Here is a 15,884-nt window from a genome sequence, read left to right as displayed (position 1 = left end):
AATATATTTTATTTTTTATCGATAATTATAAGATATCGGTTAATATAGCCGAAAAGAGCCTCTAGCAATAGCCTCAAGCATTTATGTATCAATTTATCCATCAGCAGCAAGATCTGCAAAATGTACTCAACCTTATGGATCAAAGCTCCATTTATGGACTGGACACCGAATTTATCAAGGTAGATACATTGTGGCCCAAATTAGGCGTTTTTCAAATAAATATTAGTGGAAAAGTGTATTTGCTTGATGGCGCAGCTTTAGACTTATCCGAGTTTTGGAACAAGCTGTTTAATGCGCAGCAAAATATTTTCCATGCCTGCAGTGAAGATATTGATTTAATCTACCATTATGCGCAGCAAAAAACGCTGAAGAATGTCTTTGATACGCAGGTGGGCATGTCTTTCTTGGGGCATGGTTTGCAAGTCAGTTATCAAAATGCGCTGAAAACGATGCTGAATGTGGATATTGAAAAAGATCAAACCCGTTCAGACTGGCTGGCGCGTCCATTAAGCCCTGAGCAGCTGATGTATGCAGCGAATGATGTTGAATACATTATGCAGCTGTCAGATAAGGTAAAAGCTGAATTGTCCGGAAAGCATTTGCTGGATTGTGCGCTGGAAGACTGCCGGAATTTAACGCATGAAATTGGTCAGGAAACGCCAATGGCGATGCTTTATCATGATGTCGGCAATTATCGGAATTCACGCAAGCAGCTTATGCAGCTGCAGCAGCTGGCCGTATGGCGCGAACAAATGGTCAAGGCATTGAATCAGCCGCGCAGTTTTATCCTTAAAAATGCAACGATGCTGGATTTAGTTGAAAAAAATCCTCGAAATCATTTCCAGCTTAGCGCGGTAAAAGGCATCCGTCCTAATATTGTACGGGAGCACGGCAAGACTATTTTAGATCTGCTTAAATTCCTGCCTGAGCAGGATGAATGGCCGCTGCGCATGGCGCGCCCAATCCGCCATTCATCTAAAGATATTGCTGATCGGGTGGAATCTGTCATTGCCAATGTGTCAGAGGAAACAGCAGTGCCGAAAGAAGTGCTGATGCGTAAGAAATGGCTGAATGCGCTGTATCAGCATGTAGTGTTTCATAATGATGAGCAGGATTTGCCAGGGTATCTGCTGGGCTGGCGCTATGATTTGCTGGCTAAGCCGCTGATTGATGTGCTGCATTCGGATGAATCCTATTTATCGATGCAAATGAAAGTTGTTGATTGAAACCGCATTTGATTGATTAAAGATTTAGCATTTGTACAAATTCACGACTGATGCGTTAATAAACATTAATGTATCGGTCTTTTTTTTGATGTATCCTTTGCATTGAGTTTTATGAGTACCGATTCAAAATGCATTGTTCTATTTACAAATCGAGCAAAAAAGATGAAATGTATCTTTATGTTGCCCGTCCTACTGAAAATGAAGCTGAAGATTTCAATCCTTTAGAAGTATTGGCTGAGCCTGTTCGTGTCGCTTTTGGCCGCGCAACATTTGTAATGCATTTGGAACTCAGTGAAGCGCGTACATTGGCGCGTGTCAACGTTATGCATGTCATTGACTCCTTAGAAACCAAAGGCTTTTTCTTGCAAATGCCGCCGGAAGGTTTGATTAATCCTAATGCAGCTGCGCCAGAAGGCTTGCGCGGTGCATAAATCCTTTCAGGAGTTGTGAAATGAATAGTTTATGGGCTGTATTGGACTCAATTCCTGAAGATAGCATTGCAATCACGGTTTATCTTTTAGGAAGCCTGATTATTTTGGCAAGCTGGTATTCAATTGCGAAACGCTTGCCAAAACTCTTTGGCAGTATTAGCTGGATTATCATTTTTGCTGTTTTATTGACACCAACGGTCTCTGAAGGCAGCAATGCATCGATTGCGCCAGCGATTTTTGGCCTGCTGTTTGGCTTGTTGACTAAAGATCAGCCTTTGGTTTGGACCAATCTGTCTTTAATTCTATTTGTTGTCGGCATTGGTTTTGTGATTGGCTATTTCTGGTCAAAGTTCAATGCAAACAAAGCGCAGATCTCGCTTAACAAAAAAAGTTCACCACTTTAAAGTAAAAAAATAAGGGTTCGTATGTCTGTTGATGCTCAACACTTTTCTGGTACAGATCAGTACATTGCGACTGATAGTCTTAAACTTGCTGTGAAAGCAGCCCGCAGCCTGCAAAAACCGCTTTTGGTGAAAGGCGAGCCGGGTACAGGTAAAACGTTATTGGCTGAACAGGTAGCTGAAAGTTTAGGCCTAAAGCTGATTACATGGCACATTAAATCGACAACCAAAGCGCAGCAAGGCTTGTATGAATATGATGCCGTATCGCGCCTGCGTGACAGTCAGCTGGGTGATGACCGTGTTTATGATATTAAAAATTACATCAAGCCAGGAAAATTGTGGGAAGCATTTACCAGTGAAGAACGCTGTGTCTTGCTGATTGATGAAATTGACAAGGCGGACATTGAGTTTCCAAATGACTTGCTGCATGAACTCGATAAAATGTCGTTTTATGTATATGAAACAGGTGAAACGATTACTGCAGTTCAGCGGCCAATTGTCATTATTACTTCAAATAATGAAAAAGAATTGCCGGATGCATTTTTGCGCCGCTGCTTCTTTCATTATATTGAATTTCCTGACGAAGCGACCATGCGCGAAATTATTAATGTGCATTTTGAAAATATTTCAAATACGCTGGTGTCTGAAGCGCTGCAGATTTTCTTTAAACTGCGCCAGATTCCTGGTTTGAAAAAGCCGCCTTCAACATCTGAGCTGATTGATTGGCTGAGCCTGCTGATGGCGGATGATATGCCGGAAGATATTCTGCGCAATACTGACAAATCTAAATCTATTCCGCCGCTGTATGGCGCATTAATTAAAAATGAGCAGGATGTTCAGCTTCTTGAGCGCTTGGCATTTATGTCACGCCGTTAAGCGTGTCCTCGCAACAAAATAAAAGCTGGCTAGACCAGCTTTTATTTTGCTTCCATGAAGAGCTGTTTTGAATTAAAGGCCACTATTTTGCGTCAAATAAGCAGATTCGCCATGAAATTTATTCAACCGGGTATTGGCGTCATGCTGGGGGCGCTTTCTTTGCCTGGCTATGCACAGGCTGAAGCTGAGTTTGAGAAAGCCTATTTGCAGATAATAGATGACAGTTATTGGGCGCAGGTTGCTGAATATCAGATGAGGCAGCTGCTTGAAGGACAAACATTGAATGAAGCGCAGCAATTGTTATTAAAACAAAAGCAATGCCTTGCTTTGGCGCAAGAAAACAGATTCTATGCATTTGTGAATGCCCGATTTTCCGAGTACCAAAGCTATATGCGCAATCAGGGGTTTACCAAGCTATATTCAGCGCAAAAGATGACCCAGGAAGGAAGTGCGGTTCAGGCTAAATATTTGGTGCTGCAGCAAGAATTGCATATGACCGATTATCCTTGTGAACAGTGAGCTAAACGTGCTGCAGTGTGATAATGCATTAGCCTGAATTCCCAGTAGATGCTTTAGGCTTTACTTGCTGAAATCAATTTCTCATAATGTGGATAGAAAAGGCATTGCTCAGTTGCAGATGAAATAACAAGATCACATGCAGCTAAACTGATTTGACCTCCCGAATATTTAATTTTTATTGGATTTTATCCGACTATGTTTGTGCGATTGTTTTACACACTTAGAAAATACGGCGTGCCTGTTTCGACGCGTGAACTGATTGACCTGAATGAAGCCGTGGCGGCGGGTTTGGTCTTTGCCGATCAGAATGAGTTCTATCAGCTGGCTAAAACAGTCATGGTCAAAGATGAGCGCTTCTTTGATAAATTCGACCGCGCGATGAAGGACTACTTTGACGGCATTTCAACCTTTGATTTGGATGCACTGCTGAATCAGGTGCATAAGCTGCCAAAAGACTGGTTTGATTTAGAACTGCTGGAAAAGCATTTGACGCCAGAACAGCGAGAAGAATTAAAAAAAGCGGGTTCGCTGGAAGAGCTGATGAAAATGCTGGAAGAGCGTCTGCGTGAACAGCATAAAAAACATCAGGGCGGCAACCGCATGATTGGTACCGGCGGCACATCGCCGTTTGGCGCCTATGGCGACCATCCGGAAGGCGTGCGCATCGGTGGGCCGGGCCGTAAAAAATCTGCGGTGAAAGTTTGGGAACAGCGCCAATACCGCAATTTAGATGATGATCAGATTTTGGGAAGCCGTCAAATGCAAATGGCGCTGCGCCGTTTGCGCAAGTTCGCCCGGCAAGGCGCAGCAGATGAGCTGGATATAGACAGCACCATCCGTGAAACCGCCAAGCAGGGCATTTTAGATGTGCAGCTGGTGCCTGAACGCCGCAACCGTATTAAAGTATTGATGCTGTTTGATGTGGGCGGCTCGATGGATTCACACATTGCGCAGTGCGAAAAACTGTTCAGTGCGGCTAAGACAGAATTTAAAACGCTGGAATATTTTTACTTCCATAACTGCCTATATGATTATGTGTGGAAAGATAACGTGCGCCGTTCCAATACGCGTATGAACACATGGGATTTATTCAATACCTATGGCCGCGATTACCGTGTAATTGTGGTGGGTGATGCCAGCATGGCGCCGTATGAAGTCACATCCGCAGGCGGCTCTGTCGAATATATGAATGATGAAGCCGGAAATGTATGGCTGCAGCGCCTGCGTCAGCATTTTGATAAAACCGCGTGGCTGAATCCGGAAGAAGAAAGCTATTGGCATTACACGCAGACCATTGGCTTAATTAAACAGATTTTTGAAGATCATATGTTCCCAATGACGCTGAAGGGCATTGAGGATATGACCAAGTATTTAGCGCGTTAACTCCTTGAATATATCCTAAAAGGCTGCTGCCTGAGAAACTGAAATTTGGCTTGTTGTATTTGATTAAAATTCGTTAGTATCAGGGCAGTCTTTTGCATAAACGCTTATAAACGGGGGAACTAATATGGAACATCAAATTAATGGCATCGCATTGCCAAATCGGGAAGGTTTTTTTGGCGTGTATGGCGGTCAGTTTATTCCGCCAGACTTAAAACAGGCGATGGATGACATTAATGCAGCCTATGAGCAGATCCGCCATACAGCAGAATTCCAAGATGAACTTAAAGACCTGTTTGCCAACTATGTCGGCCGTCCAAGTCCATTATTTTTTGCTAAGCGTTTAACCGATCAACTAGGCGGCGCAGAAATCTATTTAAAGCGTGAAGATTTAAACCACACGGGCGCACATAAAATTAACCATTGCCTTGGCGAGGCGCTGTTAGCTAAATATATGGGCAAAACCAAAGTCATTGCGGAAACAGGCGCAGGGCAGCATGGCGTAGCTTTGGCAACAGCCTGTGCGCTGGTGGGGATTCCGTGTGAAATTCACATGGGGCAAGTGGATATCGAAAAAGAACATCCAAATGTTGTGAAAATGAAAATTTTGGGTGCCCGCTTAATTTCGGTGACGCGCGGTACAGCAACGCTGAAAGATGCAGTAGACAGCGCCTTTGAAGAATACTTAAAAGATCCGAAAAATTATATTTATGCCATTGGCTCTGTGGTTGGGCCTCATCCATTTCCAATGATGGTGCGGGATTTTCAGGCGATTATCGGTGAAGAAATTAAAGTGCAAGCCAGTGCGCGTTTTGGCGCAAATCCAGATTATGTGGTGGCCTGTGTTGGCGGCGGTTCTAATGCGCTGGGGGCATTTACGGCATTTTTAAATGATCCGGATGTTAAGCTTGTTGGGGTTGAGCCTGCAGGGCATGGTTTGGATACAGATATGCACTCTGCAACATTGACATTAGGCAAGCCTAGCCAAATTCACGGTATGGCGTGTTATGTGCTGGAGAATGATCAAGGTGAACCTTTGCCAGTGCATTCTATTGCTTCTGGGCTGGATTACCCAGGCGTAGGCCCGCAGCATAGCCTGCTGAAAGATTTAGGGCGGGTGGAATATACTACGGCAACGGACCAAGAATGTTTGGATGCATTTATGACGCTGTCGCGTGTAGAGGGCATTGTGCCTGCGCTGGAAAGTTCGCATGCAGTGGCTTGGGCGCTGCGTGAAGCGCCTAAACTTGGCAAAGATATTAAAATCGTAGTCAATATATCTGGCCGCGGTGATAAAGATGCAGATTATGTAGCGGCAAAACTTGGGTTAAATTGAGTTTGATCTGATCATACAGTTTAGTTCTAAAAAAATATCCCTATTTTTATAGGGATATTTTTTTGCCGTCATCCAAATGCGGTTTAAACAACTGAGGGAATTAACCGTTTTAAGCCAAATCTCTGGATATGAAGGCGTCAGCTGGGAGCTTGGGTTTGAATGGTGGTATCACATTGTCATTTTATTGTAATGACAATGTGTTTTGGCTGATTTTTATGTCTAATGAAAATCAACGATTTATTTATAGTATCGCCGTTTAACTGTCTAGCCTGAAATATATTGCTGCAGCTGATCAATCAGTTTCTTCTGATCTTCCATGGCTGCCTTAACTAAATCGCCAATGGAAATCAGGCCAATTAAGCGTTCATTTTCAACTACAGGCAAATGGCGTAAATGCTTGTCAGTCATTAATTCTAAACAATCTTCTACAGTTGCTGTGCGGGTAATTGTAAGCACCTTTGCAGTCATAATTTCATTGACAGTGGTATTGAATGAGGTGCGCTCCATCAGGGCTATTTTGCGCGTATAGTCGCGTTCTGAAAGAATGCCGACGACTTTATCTTCATGGGTCACGACCAATGCGCCAATCCCTTTATCCGCCATAAGCGAAATCGCTTTTAAAACCGTTTCATCTGGGGCAATGGTATGAATGGCGTGCTGTGGCTTATCTTGTAAAACTTGTGCAACTGTGGTCATTATCGTATGTCCCTTAAAGTTATTATTTGCTTTAACTTAACGCGAATACAAAAAAAAGCAAATACTTCAGCGTTCATTATTTTGACAATTCAATAAATAATGTGAATATTATGCAAAGTGCGCTGTTTTTCCTGAGAAAAAGAAATGGCGCATGAGCTGTGTCGACAGTTTTAGCTTCTTGTGATTGTATGCATTATAAAGCGCCGGCGTCACTTTTAACCGTGTGAGTGTCGGCATTAATGACTGTTCAAAATCTGCCGATGTTATTTTCTTCGGCTGATAGTTTGGCCAGTGCTTTTTTGCATATTTATGCGCTTGCAGGCCATTTAGCCAAAATGGAAAAATAAAATCATCCCCATCTTTGCTCATGGCCCAGCCTTCATGGTACAAGCCCCATAAAACACCGCAATACATCATGGTTTTTAAAATGGTGATTTTAAAAAAAAGATCTTTGGAGATAGGCTGCAATTGATTGATTTTTGTCATGGGTGCTTTGTTTGATGCGGTTTGATCTATTGTAGAAAAAGCAGATGAAATTACTGTGTAAGCTTTGCTGAAAATCGTAAGCAAATATGTTTGCTTAACAATCTTCAGGCATTAAAAAACGCCACCTAGGTGACGTTTGTTTACGCTTGCAATGTGGCCATCTTCTGCCAGTATTGCGCTTTGAGTGAATCGCGTTCGACACGGAAACCTTGATAATAAAGTTCCGCAAGAAACAATGCTGCTTTACCATGCCCAGCACGCGCTGCGCTTTCCAGTTCTTCAACTGCATCTACAAAGTTCATTTGAGATTGAATAGTATTTACTGCATTTGCATACACATGCTCTAAGTCATGTTGAGAGATTTGTTGCATCATATTAAAGTTACTCCTTATTCTAATTATGCTTACATCTGCCTACTTCAGATAGGTGCCTATTTCGACCTATCAATAACTACTATAGTTAAGTATTATTAAAGTAATATTACAATTAAGTTGAATTGTCAACAAAACATGTAAATTATTTTCTATGTCTGCTAGTTTACATGATTAAACAATGAACAGTTTTAATTTTTATTAATATAGTTAGATAAGAAGATGTTAACAATAAGGAGAAGTATGATGACTAGAACTTTAGATGGTTTGAATTTTGATATGCCTCCTACGGCAGAACAGATTGTAGCTTTAGCGCATTTGCATCGGCAAAGACTGGATGAAGCTATTTTTCATCAGGAAATTCATTTGGGGGATTTTGGTTTGGCGCAGCGCAAGCGGGTTTATGATTTTACTCGTGAACTGGATGTTGCGCAGCGTGAAGATTTTTACGAGATGTACAATGGCGAGCTGCTGCGGATTGCGGATGATGATGAATTGCATCCGGCATATGCAGAAGGCGGGGTCAGTATTTTTGCAGTCGTTATTGTCATGGCCATCATTGCGCTGATTTTGTACTTCGCGGTTATTCAGCGCATCCTGAGCAGTTAATTGTCGGGCCAGAGCATCCTGCCTTAAATACTGTTGTATTGAATGGGCGGTTTGGATGAGAAATAAACAGGCTGACTTGAACTTATTGAATAGCGGTCATACACTACTTTGAATTCGAGGTAGTGTATGTCTATTGACCTAAAAAAAATTCTTCAATTCAAATCAAAAATTGGGCTAGAACAGGTCTACAACATATTTGTCAGTTTTATTATTGCGCTCATCCTGGTTTTGGGGTTGCTTGCCTTGAATCGGCCTATTTCCACACAAAAAATGCACAATATCCTCATCATCTCTGAGCAGCAAAGCTGTCCAGATTCACAAAATTTAGCCGTGGCTTTGAGCCAGCAGCATGAAGTGACTATGGGGCAGTATCTTAAGCTGATGCATGCTTATCAAGCTGAGACTGCAAGGGCTCATCAGCTTCCGGCGCTGGCAGAGGAGCAGCCCTAGAAGGCAAAGGCGCTATGGCAGGTGCGGTATTAACCGGGGTATTTGCATTTGGCTGCAGGTTGCTTTGCAAAATGCCATTTAATTCTGCTTTATCCAGCGCTTTGCTTACCACAATGATGGTGAGCTGATCAGGGTGCAAATGACGGCGTACCGCGTTTTGTACATCTTCCGCCGAGATTTTCTCAAGCAGTTTAGGATATTGGTCTAAGTAGTCTGCCGGGTGCTGGTAAAATCCCAAAAGGCCAAGCTGCGCATTAATGGATGCATTGCTGCTGTAGCTGTTTGGATAGGCCCGCAGCATGCCGGCTTTCACTTCATTCAGCTGATTGGTGTCTATGGGCTGCCGCACAAAATCAGTTAATGCTTTGTGAGCAACGCGGATGCTGTCGATCAGCTGGTCTTGGCGCGTTGAATAGCTGAAGCTGAATATGCCTGGCGACTGGCTGAAACTGAATGCGCTGTAAGCGCTATAGGTATAGCCGCGCTTCACCCGCAGTTCTTGCATAAGCACCGCGTTAAATCCGCCGCCGCCAAACAGCTTATTGCCTATCTCCAGGGCTAAACGGTCAGGATCATTTCTAGTTGTTCCTATTTGTCCAAACATGACATGCGCCTGCGCAGAGTCGTATGGCATATGCACAATATTCAGTGTGTTTTTTTCTTCCGGATCGGGTAAAGCCTGCGCGTGTTCCCCTTGCTGAATATTGCCCGCTATTCTTTCTGACAGTTTTAGCGCTTCTTTCGCAGTCAGCTTGCCAGTAATGGCAATATTCATATTTTTCGCCACAATGAATTTATCTCGGAACTGCTTAAGGTTTTCTGTTGTTATTTTTTTGAGGCTGCCATTGGTGCCCGTCACCGGTTCAGCATAAGGATGCTGCCCATAAATTTCACGATAAAATCGAATGCCCATTAAACGGCCGGGGCTTTCCTGCAGCTGTTTTTGTCCTGTTTGCAAGTTGCTCAGTGTCATATTGATGCTGTTTTTTTTGAAAACGGCATTGCTGAGGACTTCCATCATCATGGCTAAAGCGGGTTCAAGCTTCTGCGGATCTGAAAGTACTCTTAACTTGACAATAAACATGTCTCGATAAGATTGGATGCTGAATTGTGCGCCGCTTTGTTCAAAAACACTGGCGATTTGGCTGGCTGTAAATTTTTCAGTTCCTTCATTCATTAGTCCCGCAGCCATATTAGAGAGACCATATAGGCCTTTGCCGATTTCCAAATCCCGCGCGGAACCGGCATTGAAGGTCAATTGAATATCAACCATTGGCAAATCTTGAGATTCGACAAATAAGGTGCGCACCTTATAGCGGTTTTTTAAGTCGTGAACATAGGGCGCATGTGTTTCCAGCTGTTTTAAATTGCGCAGGCTTTGCAGTATGGGAATTGACTGCAGCTGGCTTGGATTATCATGAACATCCGGTTCAGTATTTAAATAGCTGTCTGCCTGTTCAGCAGAAATTGAAGATGAACAGGCAAGCATGGCGATAAAAATGATGACGGTTTTATGCAACATGAGGCTGTCCATTACTTTGATTTATTTTCAGGGGTCAAATACAAAGTGCTTAAATTATCTTTGATAAAGTAAGCATTGGCGACACGTTGAACATCTTGAGGGCTAACGTTTTCATAATGTTTAGGCAACTCATCCATTAAGCGGTAACTCAAGCCGTTAACCTCTAAGTTTCCAATCATTTTGGCTTGACCTGCAATATCATCCTGACTGTATATTAAGCTGGAAATAAATCGGGTGGAGATGCGGGAAACTTCTGCGGGATCCACCAGTTCATTTTTAAGCAGATCAATTTCCGTCTGAATGGCTTTTTGCGCCTCTTGTAGAGAAACACCGTCTGCCGGCAAAGCTGAGATAGAGAACAAGCTGTCACCGCGGTTGTAAGGGTCATAAGACGCGCTGACAGCGGTCAGCAGCTTTTTGTCCCGCACTAAGCGGTCCTGAAAGCGTGAAGAAATGCCGCTGTCTAAAATGCTTCGGATAATGTTTAAGCCATAGGCATCTTGAGGGTCTTTGGCGGTTGCCAATGAACGGACATTCCATGCCATATATAAATTCGGCACTTGCACGGTGGATTCAATTTCCATGTGCCGGTAGCCCACCCGTTCAAACTCCAGCACATCATTGCGGGGCGGCGCTTTCTTGGCAGGAATATCTCCAAAATATTTTTGCACTTGGTGAAGGGCAGCTTCTGATTCAACGTCACCAACAATCACCAGTATGGCATTATTCGGCGTATACCATTTTCTGTACCATGTCTTTAGATCATCCAGCTGAAGGTTCTGGAGGTTTTTCATATGCCCAATCACGGGCTGCCGGTAATGGCTGGTGGGATAGGCAATCCATTTGAAGCGTTCAAAAGCTAAAGCGCGGGGGCTGTCATCGGTGCGCAGCCGGCGCTCCTCCATGACGACTTTCATTTCAGGCTCGAAGTCTTGCTGGCGCAGCAGCAGATTGCTCATGCGGTCTGCTTCAAGCTCCAGCGCCATCGGAAAATAGGTTTTAGGGTAGAGCTGGTAATAATTGGTGTAATTGGTGAATGTGGCTGCATTGATGCTGCCGCCGTAAATTCGGCTGAGGCGGGTGAGTTCATCATTGGGCACTTTGCTTGTGCCTTTGAACATCATATGCTCAAGTGCGTGAGAAATGCCCAAAAGATTGCCTGACTCATCACTGCTGCCCACTTTATACCAAATTTGCGTCATCACCATAGGTGAGCGGTGGTCTTCTCGAATAATGACTTTTAAACCATTATTCAGGGTGGTTTCAAACGCGGTTCGAGCTAACTGGCCGCGGGTGTCTGCATGTAAATTTGTGCTCAGCATACATAAGCTGAGCAATCCGGCAGATAAAATCTGAAAATTGAACTGTGTGCAGCGCATTATATTTTTGGACATGGAATCCCAAATAAAAGCTCATGATTTTATTCTATTCTTTAGAATCTGCAGTTTGAACGCAAGTTCAGGTTGTTGTTTTTTGGTGTGTTGAGGATAGGGCGGCGGTGAAAGGCTCAAAAATAAAGAACTTATGCTAGAATCAGCTTTTTTAACGCAATGCTTTTCAAGGATTCGGCATGCAACAGCAATCTAATGGGCAGAATAATTTTTTGATTGATGCTGATATCGGAGATGATGATGTCACATTACCGAGTTTACCTGCGGTCAATGTGCCTATTATTGAAACTCCAAAAGAGCAAGCTGCTGTTTCTGAGCCTGTAGCATCAGAAGCGCCGCAGCAGGAAGAAGCGCCATCAAAAGGCGGTTTCTTTGGCCGCATGAAGGACGGTTTGACGAAAACCCGCAAAAACTTTACAGACGGCATGGTGAACATCCTGATCGGCGGTAAAGAAATTGATGATGAATTGCTGGAAGAGGTTGAAGAGCAGCTTTTGGTTGCCGATATTGGTGTAGAAGCCACCAAAACAATTATTGCAAATTTGACTGAACGGACAGCGCGCGGTGATTTGATTTATTCACATTCTCTGTATAAAGCGCTGCAGGAAGAGTTGGTTGCTTTGCTTGCGCCGCGTGTAAAGCCTTTGCATATCGATCCAAACAAAACTCCATATGTTATTTTGGTTGTTGGCGTAAACGGTGTAGGCAAAACCACCACAATTGGCAAATTGGCTAAGCGTTTGCAGGGCGAAGGCAAGAAAGTCATGCTGGCTGCAGGTGATACATTCCGTGCAGCGGCCACAGAGCAGCTGCAAATTTGGGGTGAGCGCAATAATATTGCTGTGGTTGCGCAAGGTCACGGGGCCGACAGCGCTTCTGTGATTTTTGATGCTTTTGAAAGCGCGCGTGCAAAAGGCATTGATGTATTAATTGCTGATACTGCCGGTCGTTTACACAATAAAAGTCACCTGATGCAAGAGCTGACTAAGGTAAAACGCGTCATGCAAAAAATTGATGCAACTGCGCCCCATGAAGTCATGCTGGTAGTAGATGCAGGTACAGGTCAAAATGCAATTAATCAGGTTGAAATGTTCGATGAAGCAGTGGGCTTAACCGGGATTACCATTACCAAATTAGACGGTACAGCCAAAGGCGGGGTCTTGTTCAATATTGCCAGCCGGACACACGTGCCAATCCGCTTTATTGGTGTCGGTGAAAAAATTGACGATTTGCGTCCATTCTCGGCCAAATCCTTTGTTGCTGCTTTATTTGAAACGGATAAATAGAGCCATTGCTTTAAAATGCTGTAGTGTGTGATAAGTCACATAAACTCCGCCAAGTGCGGAGTTTTTTATTTTTAATTATAACTGGTTGATTTAAAAAACATCATAAGGGGAGGTTGAGCGAATTAACTGACGGATAATTTTATTAAAATAAAGCAAATAATGAGTTGTTTATTAATTTTGAATATTGGGGGATCATGATGGAATTATTCAATAAAATAGGTCATGTGCTGACTGCGGATTTGACCAAAGATTTTAAATTTAAAAGAAAGCAGGATGATTCAACCGAAATCACTTTTGTCGATCAGCTGAAGAAAAGACGCAGTATTTACAAACTGGGGAAAAAAGTTCATTTCAGCCAAGCATATATTGCAGAACTTATTCAGGAATCTGTACGAAGCTGCCCATCTGCCTTTAACGCACAGAGTACTCGGATTGTTGTGCTGTTTGGGGAGTCTCATCAGCAGTTTTGGGATATTGCAAAAGAAGCGCAGAAACGCAATGTGCCGAATGCTATTTTTGAAAGTGTTGAAATGAAAATTGATCAGTGCGCGCATGCATTTGGCACGGTGCTGTTTTATGAGGATCAGGAGGTTATTCAGCAACTTCAGAAAAAAATGCCATTCAATGCTGCTGATTTTCCAGTATGGTCAGAGCAAACCTCTGGCATGGCGCAGTTTGCGGTGTGGACGTCATTAGCGGATTCAGGGATGGGGGCATCATTGCAGCACTATAATCCCTTAATTGATAATGCTATTGCTGATCATTACAGTATTGCGCCGCATTGGTTGATGCGCGCTCAGCTGGTCTTTGGGTCAATTGAAGAGAAGGCGGCAGAAAAAGAAGAACAGGACGATTATGATAAATTCCGTGTTTATGCTTAAGCATAAATGAAATTTTTTGAAATGAACTGATAGGGCGTTCGTTTTTGGCGTTTGGTTTCTCTGGCATTATGCTGTAATTTTTACGCCAGCTGTTCTATATATAAGACACTATGTCATAGTTTTAGTCATGTGATTATCTATAGTTTGGCATATGATGAGTTCATCAGATGAAAGCAGTTGAAAACAAGAGCGAGATTTAAATATGTCATTTCTAGATCAAATAAAACAGCGCCGCACCATTTATGCAATTGGTAAAAATGTATCGAAGGAACAAAGCGCAATAGAACAAATCATTCAAGATGCCGTGCGTCACAGCCCTTCTGCATTCAACTCGCAAACATCGCGTGTTGTTACTTTGTATGGCGCGTCGCACACAAAATTTTGGAATATGGTTCGTGAAACTTTACGCAAAGTCGTTCCAGCAGAGGCATTTGCAAATACCGATGCAAAAATCAACAGCTTTGAAGCAGGTTTTGGAACTGCTCTTTTCTATGAAGATCAAGATACGGTAAAAGCATTGCAGGAACAGTTTGCTTTGTATGCTGATAATTTTCCTGTGTGGTCTGAACACTCTACAGGGATAGCTCAATTTGCAGTTTGGACTGCATTGGCTGAGCAAAACATTGGCGCATCTTTGCAGCACTATAATCCTATTATTGATGATGAGGCTGCGGCCGCTTTTGATATTCCAGCAAACTGGAAGCTGCGTGCTCAATTGGTATTTGGTTCAATAGAAGCGCCGGCGGGTGAAAAAACGTTTATGGAAGACAGTGAGCGTTTTAAAAGTTTTAACTGATTAGAATGCATCAATATTGCGGTAAAGATTTAAAAAAGAGCGCTTGGGTGCTCTTTTTTTGTCAGAATGGCATTAAAAATAGATGAATAAAGGTAAAAAATATTCTAAACCGCCGCTGTCATCAAAATGTCATGCATGCATAGCAGTATGCATGCAACTTAGCAATGAACGAGTGGCTTACTATGCCTTTAAGAGTTTCTGCAATAATTTCAGCATTGATGATCAGCAGCACTGCATTTTCTGCAGTTACAGTAAAAGTTCCAGAGGAAATTAAAATTGTCGCCGTCAATAATCAGGAAGTCAGCAGCGGCCTATTGCAAGCAAAAAGCCAATACAAAATTAAAGCTGGAGAAAATACCATCAATGTGCGTTATTCTGGGTATTTCCAGCATGCTGATAACTCGCACGATATTCTTAAATCGGGCATTGTTGCATTAAAAACACCTGCTTTAGTGGATGGCGAAACCTATCGATTAGCATTGGTGCAGGCGCCACAAGATTTTGATGAAGCGCAAAAATATAAGGATCAGCCTATTTTTGGGCTTTATAACAAGGAAAATAAGCTGCTTGTACAGCAAGCAGGTATCAAATCAGAGCAAAGAAATTGGTTCAGTGACGGGCTCTTTAATAATAAATCTGTTGATTTGACCAATGACAAAGCTGCAGTCAATCAAAATACAGCTGTGCAGCCAGTATCAGCTTCAGGAAATCAAGGCCAGCCATTGATTCACTTATGGCAGCAGTCTTCTAAGGCTGAACGTCAGAAATTTATGGCTTGGCTCGCAGAACAGTCAAACTAACATAACCGTCAACGTGGAAATGTAAACTTTTAATGAGCCAGCTATTGCTGGCTTTTTTCATGTGCGAGATAAAGTTCGTAATAATTAAGTGTGAGAAAGTGTAAAAAGACTAGAAAAATAGATGTTTTTAAGCTAAAAATACTCTTTTAGGATAAAAAATAAACATTAGAGCGTTCTTTTCTAAAATTAATGAGGAAAAGGGTTGCGCTAGTTTTTTTTATGTATAGAATAGCCACCATCAACACGGAAAGCGCGATGTAAGGTTGCTGTTTTCAAGTGTTATTCTTAATACTGACGAAGTATTAAGAAGATCATTAAGAGATTATGAAGAACAACTTGTGTGGATTTTTACTGGTTGATTGATCGAAATTATTTTCATTGATTGATGGTAGAAATTACTCGAAGTTTATTTGAGAAATTAATGTCA

At 42.6% G+C, this 15,884-nt stretch carries 17 protein-coding genes; 12 read left to right on the top strand and 5 right to left on the bottom strand.

The genetic code is table 11. The annotated features are described in order from the left end of the window. Nucleotides 1–83 precede the first annotated feature (83 nt). From JZ784_RS13720 to trpB, 7 genes are all read left to right on the top strand, one after another. Nucleotides 84–1,226 (top strand): HRDC domain-containing protein, encoded by a 1,143-nt coding sequence (locus JZ784_RS13720; protein ID WP_018572890.1) that lies wholly within the window; start codon nt 84–86, stop codon nt 1,224–1,226. A gap of 128 nt (nt 1,227–1,354) precedes the next feature. After that, on the top strand, nt 1,355–1,657 hold the full coding sequence (locus tag JZ784_RS13715) for a YcgL domain-containing protein (RefSeq protein WP_346315232.1): 303 nt from the start codon (nt 1,355–1,357) through the stop codon (nt 1,655–1,657). 20 nt (nt 1,658–1,677) lie between these two features. Beyond that, the gene (locus JZ784_RS13710) at nt 1,678–2,061 is read left to right on the top strand and encodes a hypothetical protein (RefSeq protein ID WP_346315231.1); all 384 of its coding nucleotides are present in this window, start codon (nt 1,678–1,680) and stop codon (nt 2,059–2,061) included. A gap of 21 nt (nt 2,062–2,082) precedes the next feature. Beyond that, on the top strand, nt 2,083–2,934 hold the full coding sequence (locus JZ784_RS13705; RefSeq protein WP_018572887.1) for a MoxR family ATPase: 852 nt from the start codon (nt 2,083–2,085) through the stop codon (nt 2,932–2,934). 111 nt (nt 2,935–3,045) lie between these two features. Continuing rightward, nucleotides 3,046–3,453, top strand: a complete 408-nt coding sequence (locus JZ784_RS13700; protein ID WP_346315230.1) for a hypothetical protein — start codon at nt 3,046–3,048, stop codon at nt 3,451–3,453. A 195-nt stretch (nt 3,454–3,648) separates the two neighbouring features. Continuing rightward, on the top strand, nt 3,649–4,836 hold the full coding sequence (locus tag JZ784_RS13695; RefSeq protein ID WP_346315229.1) for a VWA domain-containing protein: 1,188 nt from the start codon (nt 3,649–3,651) through the stop codon (nt 4,834–4,836). 124 nt (nt 4,837–4,960) lie between these two features. After that, the gene (gene trpB / locus JZ784_RS13690) at nt 4,961–6,169 is read left to right on the top strand and encodes a tryptophan synthase subunit beta (RefSeq protein ID WP_346315228.1); all 1,209 of its coding nucleotides are present in this window, start codon (nt 4,961–4,963) and stop codon (nt 6,167–6,169) included. A 264-nt stretch (nt 6,170–6,433) separates the two neighbouring features. Here trpB and JZ784_RS13685 read toward each other — a convergent pair whose 3' ends face one another. From JZ784_RS13685 to JZ784_RS13675, 3 genes are all read right to left on the bottom strand, one after another. Then, complete coding sequence (locus tag JZ784_RS13685; RefSeq protein WP_005009353.1) at nt 6,434–6,865, bottom strand: CBS domain-containing protein; 432 nt, start codon at nt 6,863–6,865, stop codon at nt 6,434–6,436. A 108-nt stretch (nt 6,866–6,973) separates the two neighbouring features. Beyond that, nucleotides 6,974–7,351, bottom strand: a complete 378-nt coding sequence (locus JZ784_RS13680; protein WP_005009354.1) for a DUF2750 domain-containing protein — start codon at nt 7,349–7,351, stop codon at nt 6,974–6,976. A 140-nt stretch (nt 7,352–7,491) separates the two neighbouring features. Beyond that, a complete protein-coding gene (locus JZ784_RS13675) occupies nt 7,492–7,725 on the bottom strand; it encodes a hypothetical protein (RefSeq protein WP_005009355.1) in 234 nt (77 codons plus the stop codon). Between the two features lie 243 nt (nt 7,726–7,968). Between JZ784_RS13675 and JZ784_RS13670 the strand changes: the two genes are divergently transcribed. Continuing rightward, nucleotides 7,969–8,331 carry a hypothetical protein gene (locus JZ784_RS13670; protein ID WP_005009357.1) on the top strand — a complete coding sequence of 121 codons (363 nt, stop codon included), beginning with the start codon at nt 7,969–7,971 and terminating at the stop codon, nt 8,329–8,331. A 373-nt stretch (nt 8,332–8,704) separates the two neighbouring features. On the opposite strand, the gene JZ784_RS13665 is transcribed toward JZ784_RS13670, so the two are convergent. Beyond that, complete coding sequence (locus JZ784_RS13665) at nt 8,705–10,303, bottom strand: pitrilysin family protein (RefSeq protein ID WP_346315227.1); 1,599 nt, start codon at nt 10,301–10,303, stop codon at nt 8,705–8,707. Between the two features lie 11 nt (nt 10,304–10,314). After that, a complete protein-coding gene (locus JZ784_RS13660; protein ID WP_346315376.1) occupies nt 10,315–11,682 on the bottom strand; it encodes a pitrilysin family protein in 1,368 nt (455 codons plus the stop codon). Between the two features lie 191 nt (nt 11,683–11,873). On the opposite strand from JZ784_RS13660, the gene ftsY reads away from it, so the two are divergent. The 4 genes from ftsY to JZ784_RS13640 all read left to right on the top strand — a co-directional run bounded on the left by ftsY (nt 11,874) and on the right by JZ784_RS13640 (nt 15,457). Next, complete coding sequence (gene ftsY / locus JZ784_RS13655; RefSeq protein ID WP_005009363.1) at nt 11,874–12,980, top strand: signal recognition particle-docking protein FtsY; 1,107 nt, start codon at nt 11,874–11,876, stop codon at nt 12,978–12,980. A 197-nt stretch (nt 12,981–13,177) separates the two neighbouring features. Next, the gene (locus JZ784_RS13650; protein WP_346315375.1) at nt 13,178–13,861 is read left to right on the top strand and encodes a nitroreductase family protein; all 684 of its coding nucleotides are present in this window, start codon (nt 13,178–13,180) and stop codon (nt 13,859–13,861) included. A gap of 202 nt (nt 13,862–14,063) precedes the next feature. Further along, nucleotides 14,064–14,657 carry a nitroreductase family protein gene (locus JZ784_RS13645; RefSeq protein WP_346315226.1) on the top strand — a complete coding sequence of 198 codons (594 nt, stop codon included), beginning with the start codon at nt 14,064–14,066 and terminating at the stop codon, nt 14,655–14,657. Between the two features lie 182 nt (nt 14,658–14,839). Then, entirely contained in the window at nt 14,840–15,457 is a 618-nt protein-coding gene (locus JZ784_RS13640) for a DUF2057 family protein (RefSeq protein WP_346315374.1), read from the top strand. Nucleotides 15,458–15,884: the final 427 nt, after the last annotated feature.

Source organism: Acinetobacter sp. CWB-B33, assembly GCF_039655955.1.
Classification (GTDB): domain Bacteria; phylum Pseudomonadota; class Gammaproteobacteria; order Pseudomonadales; family Moraxellaceae; genus Acinetobacter; species Acinetobacter bouvetii.
This window is presented reverse-complemented; position numbering and strand designations above follow the sequence as displayed.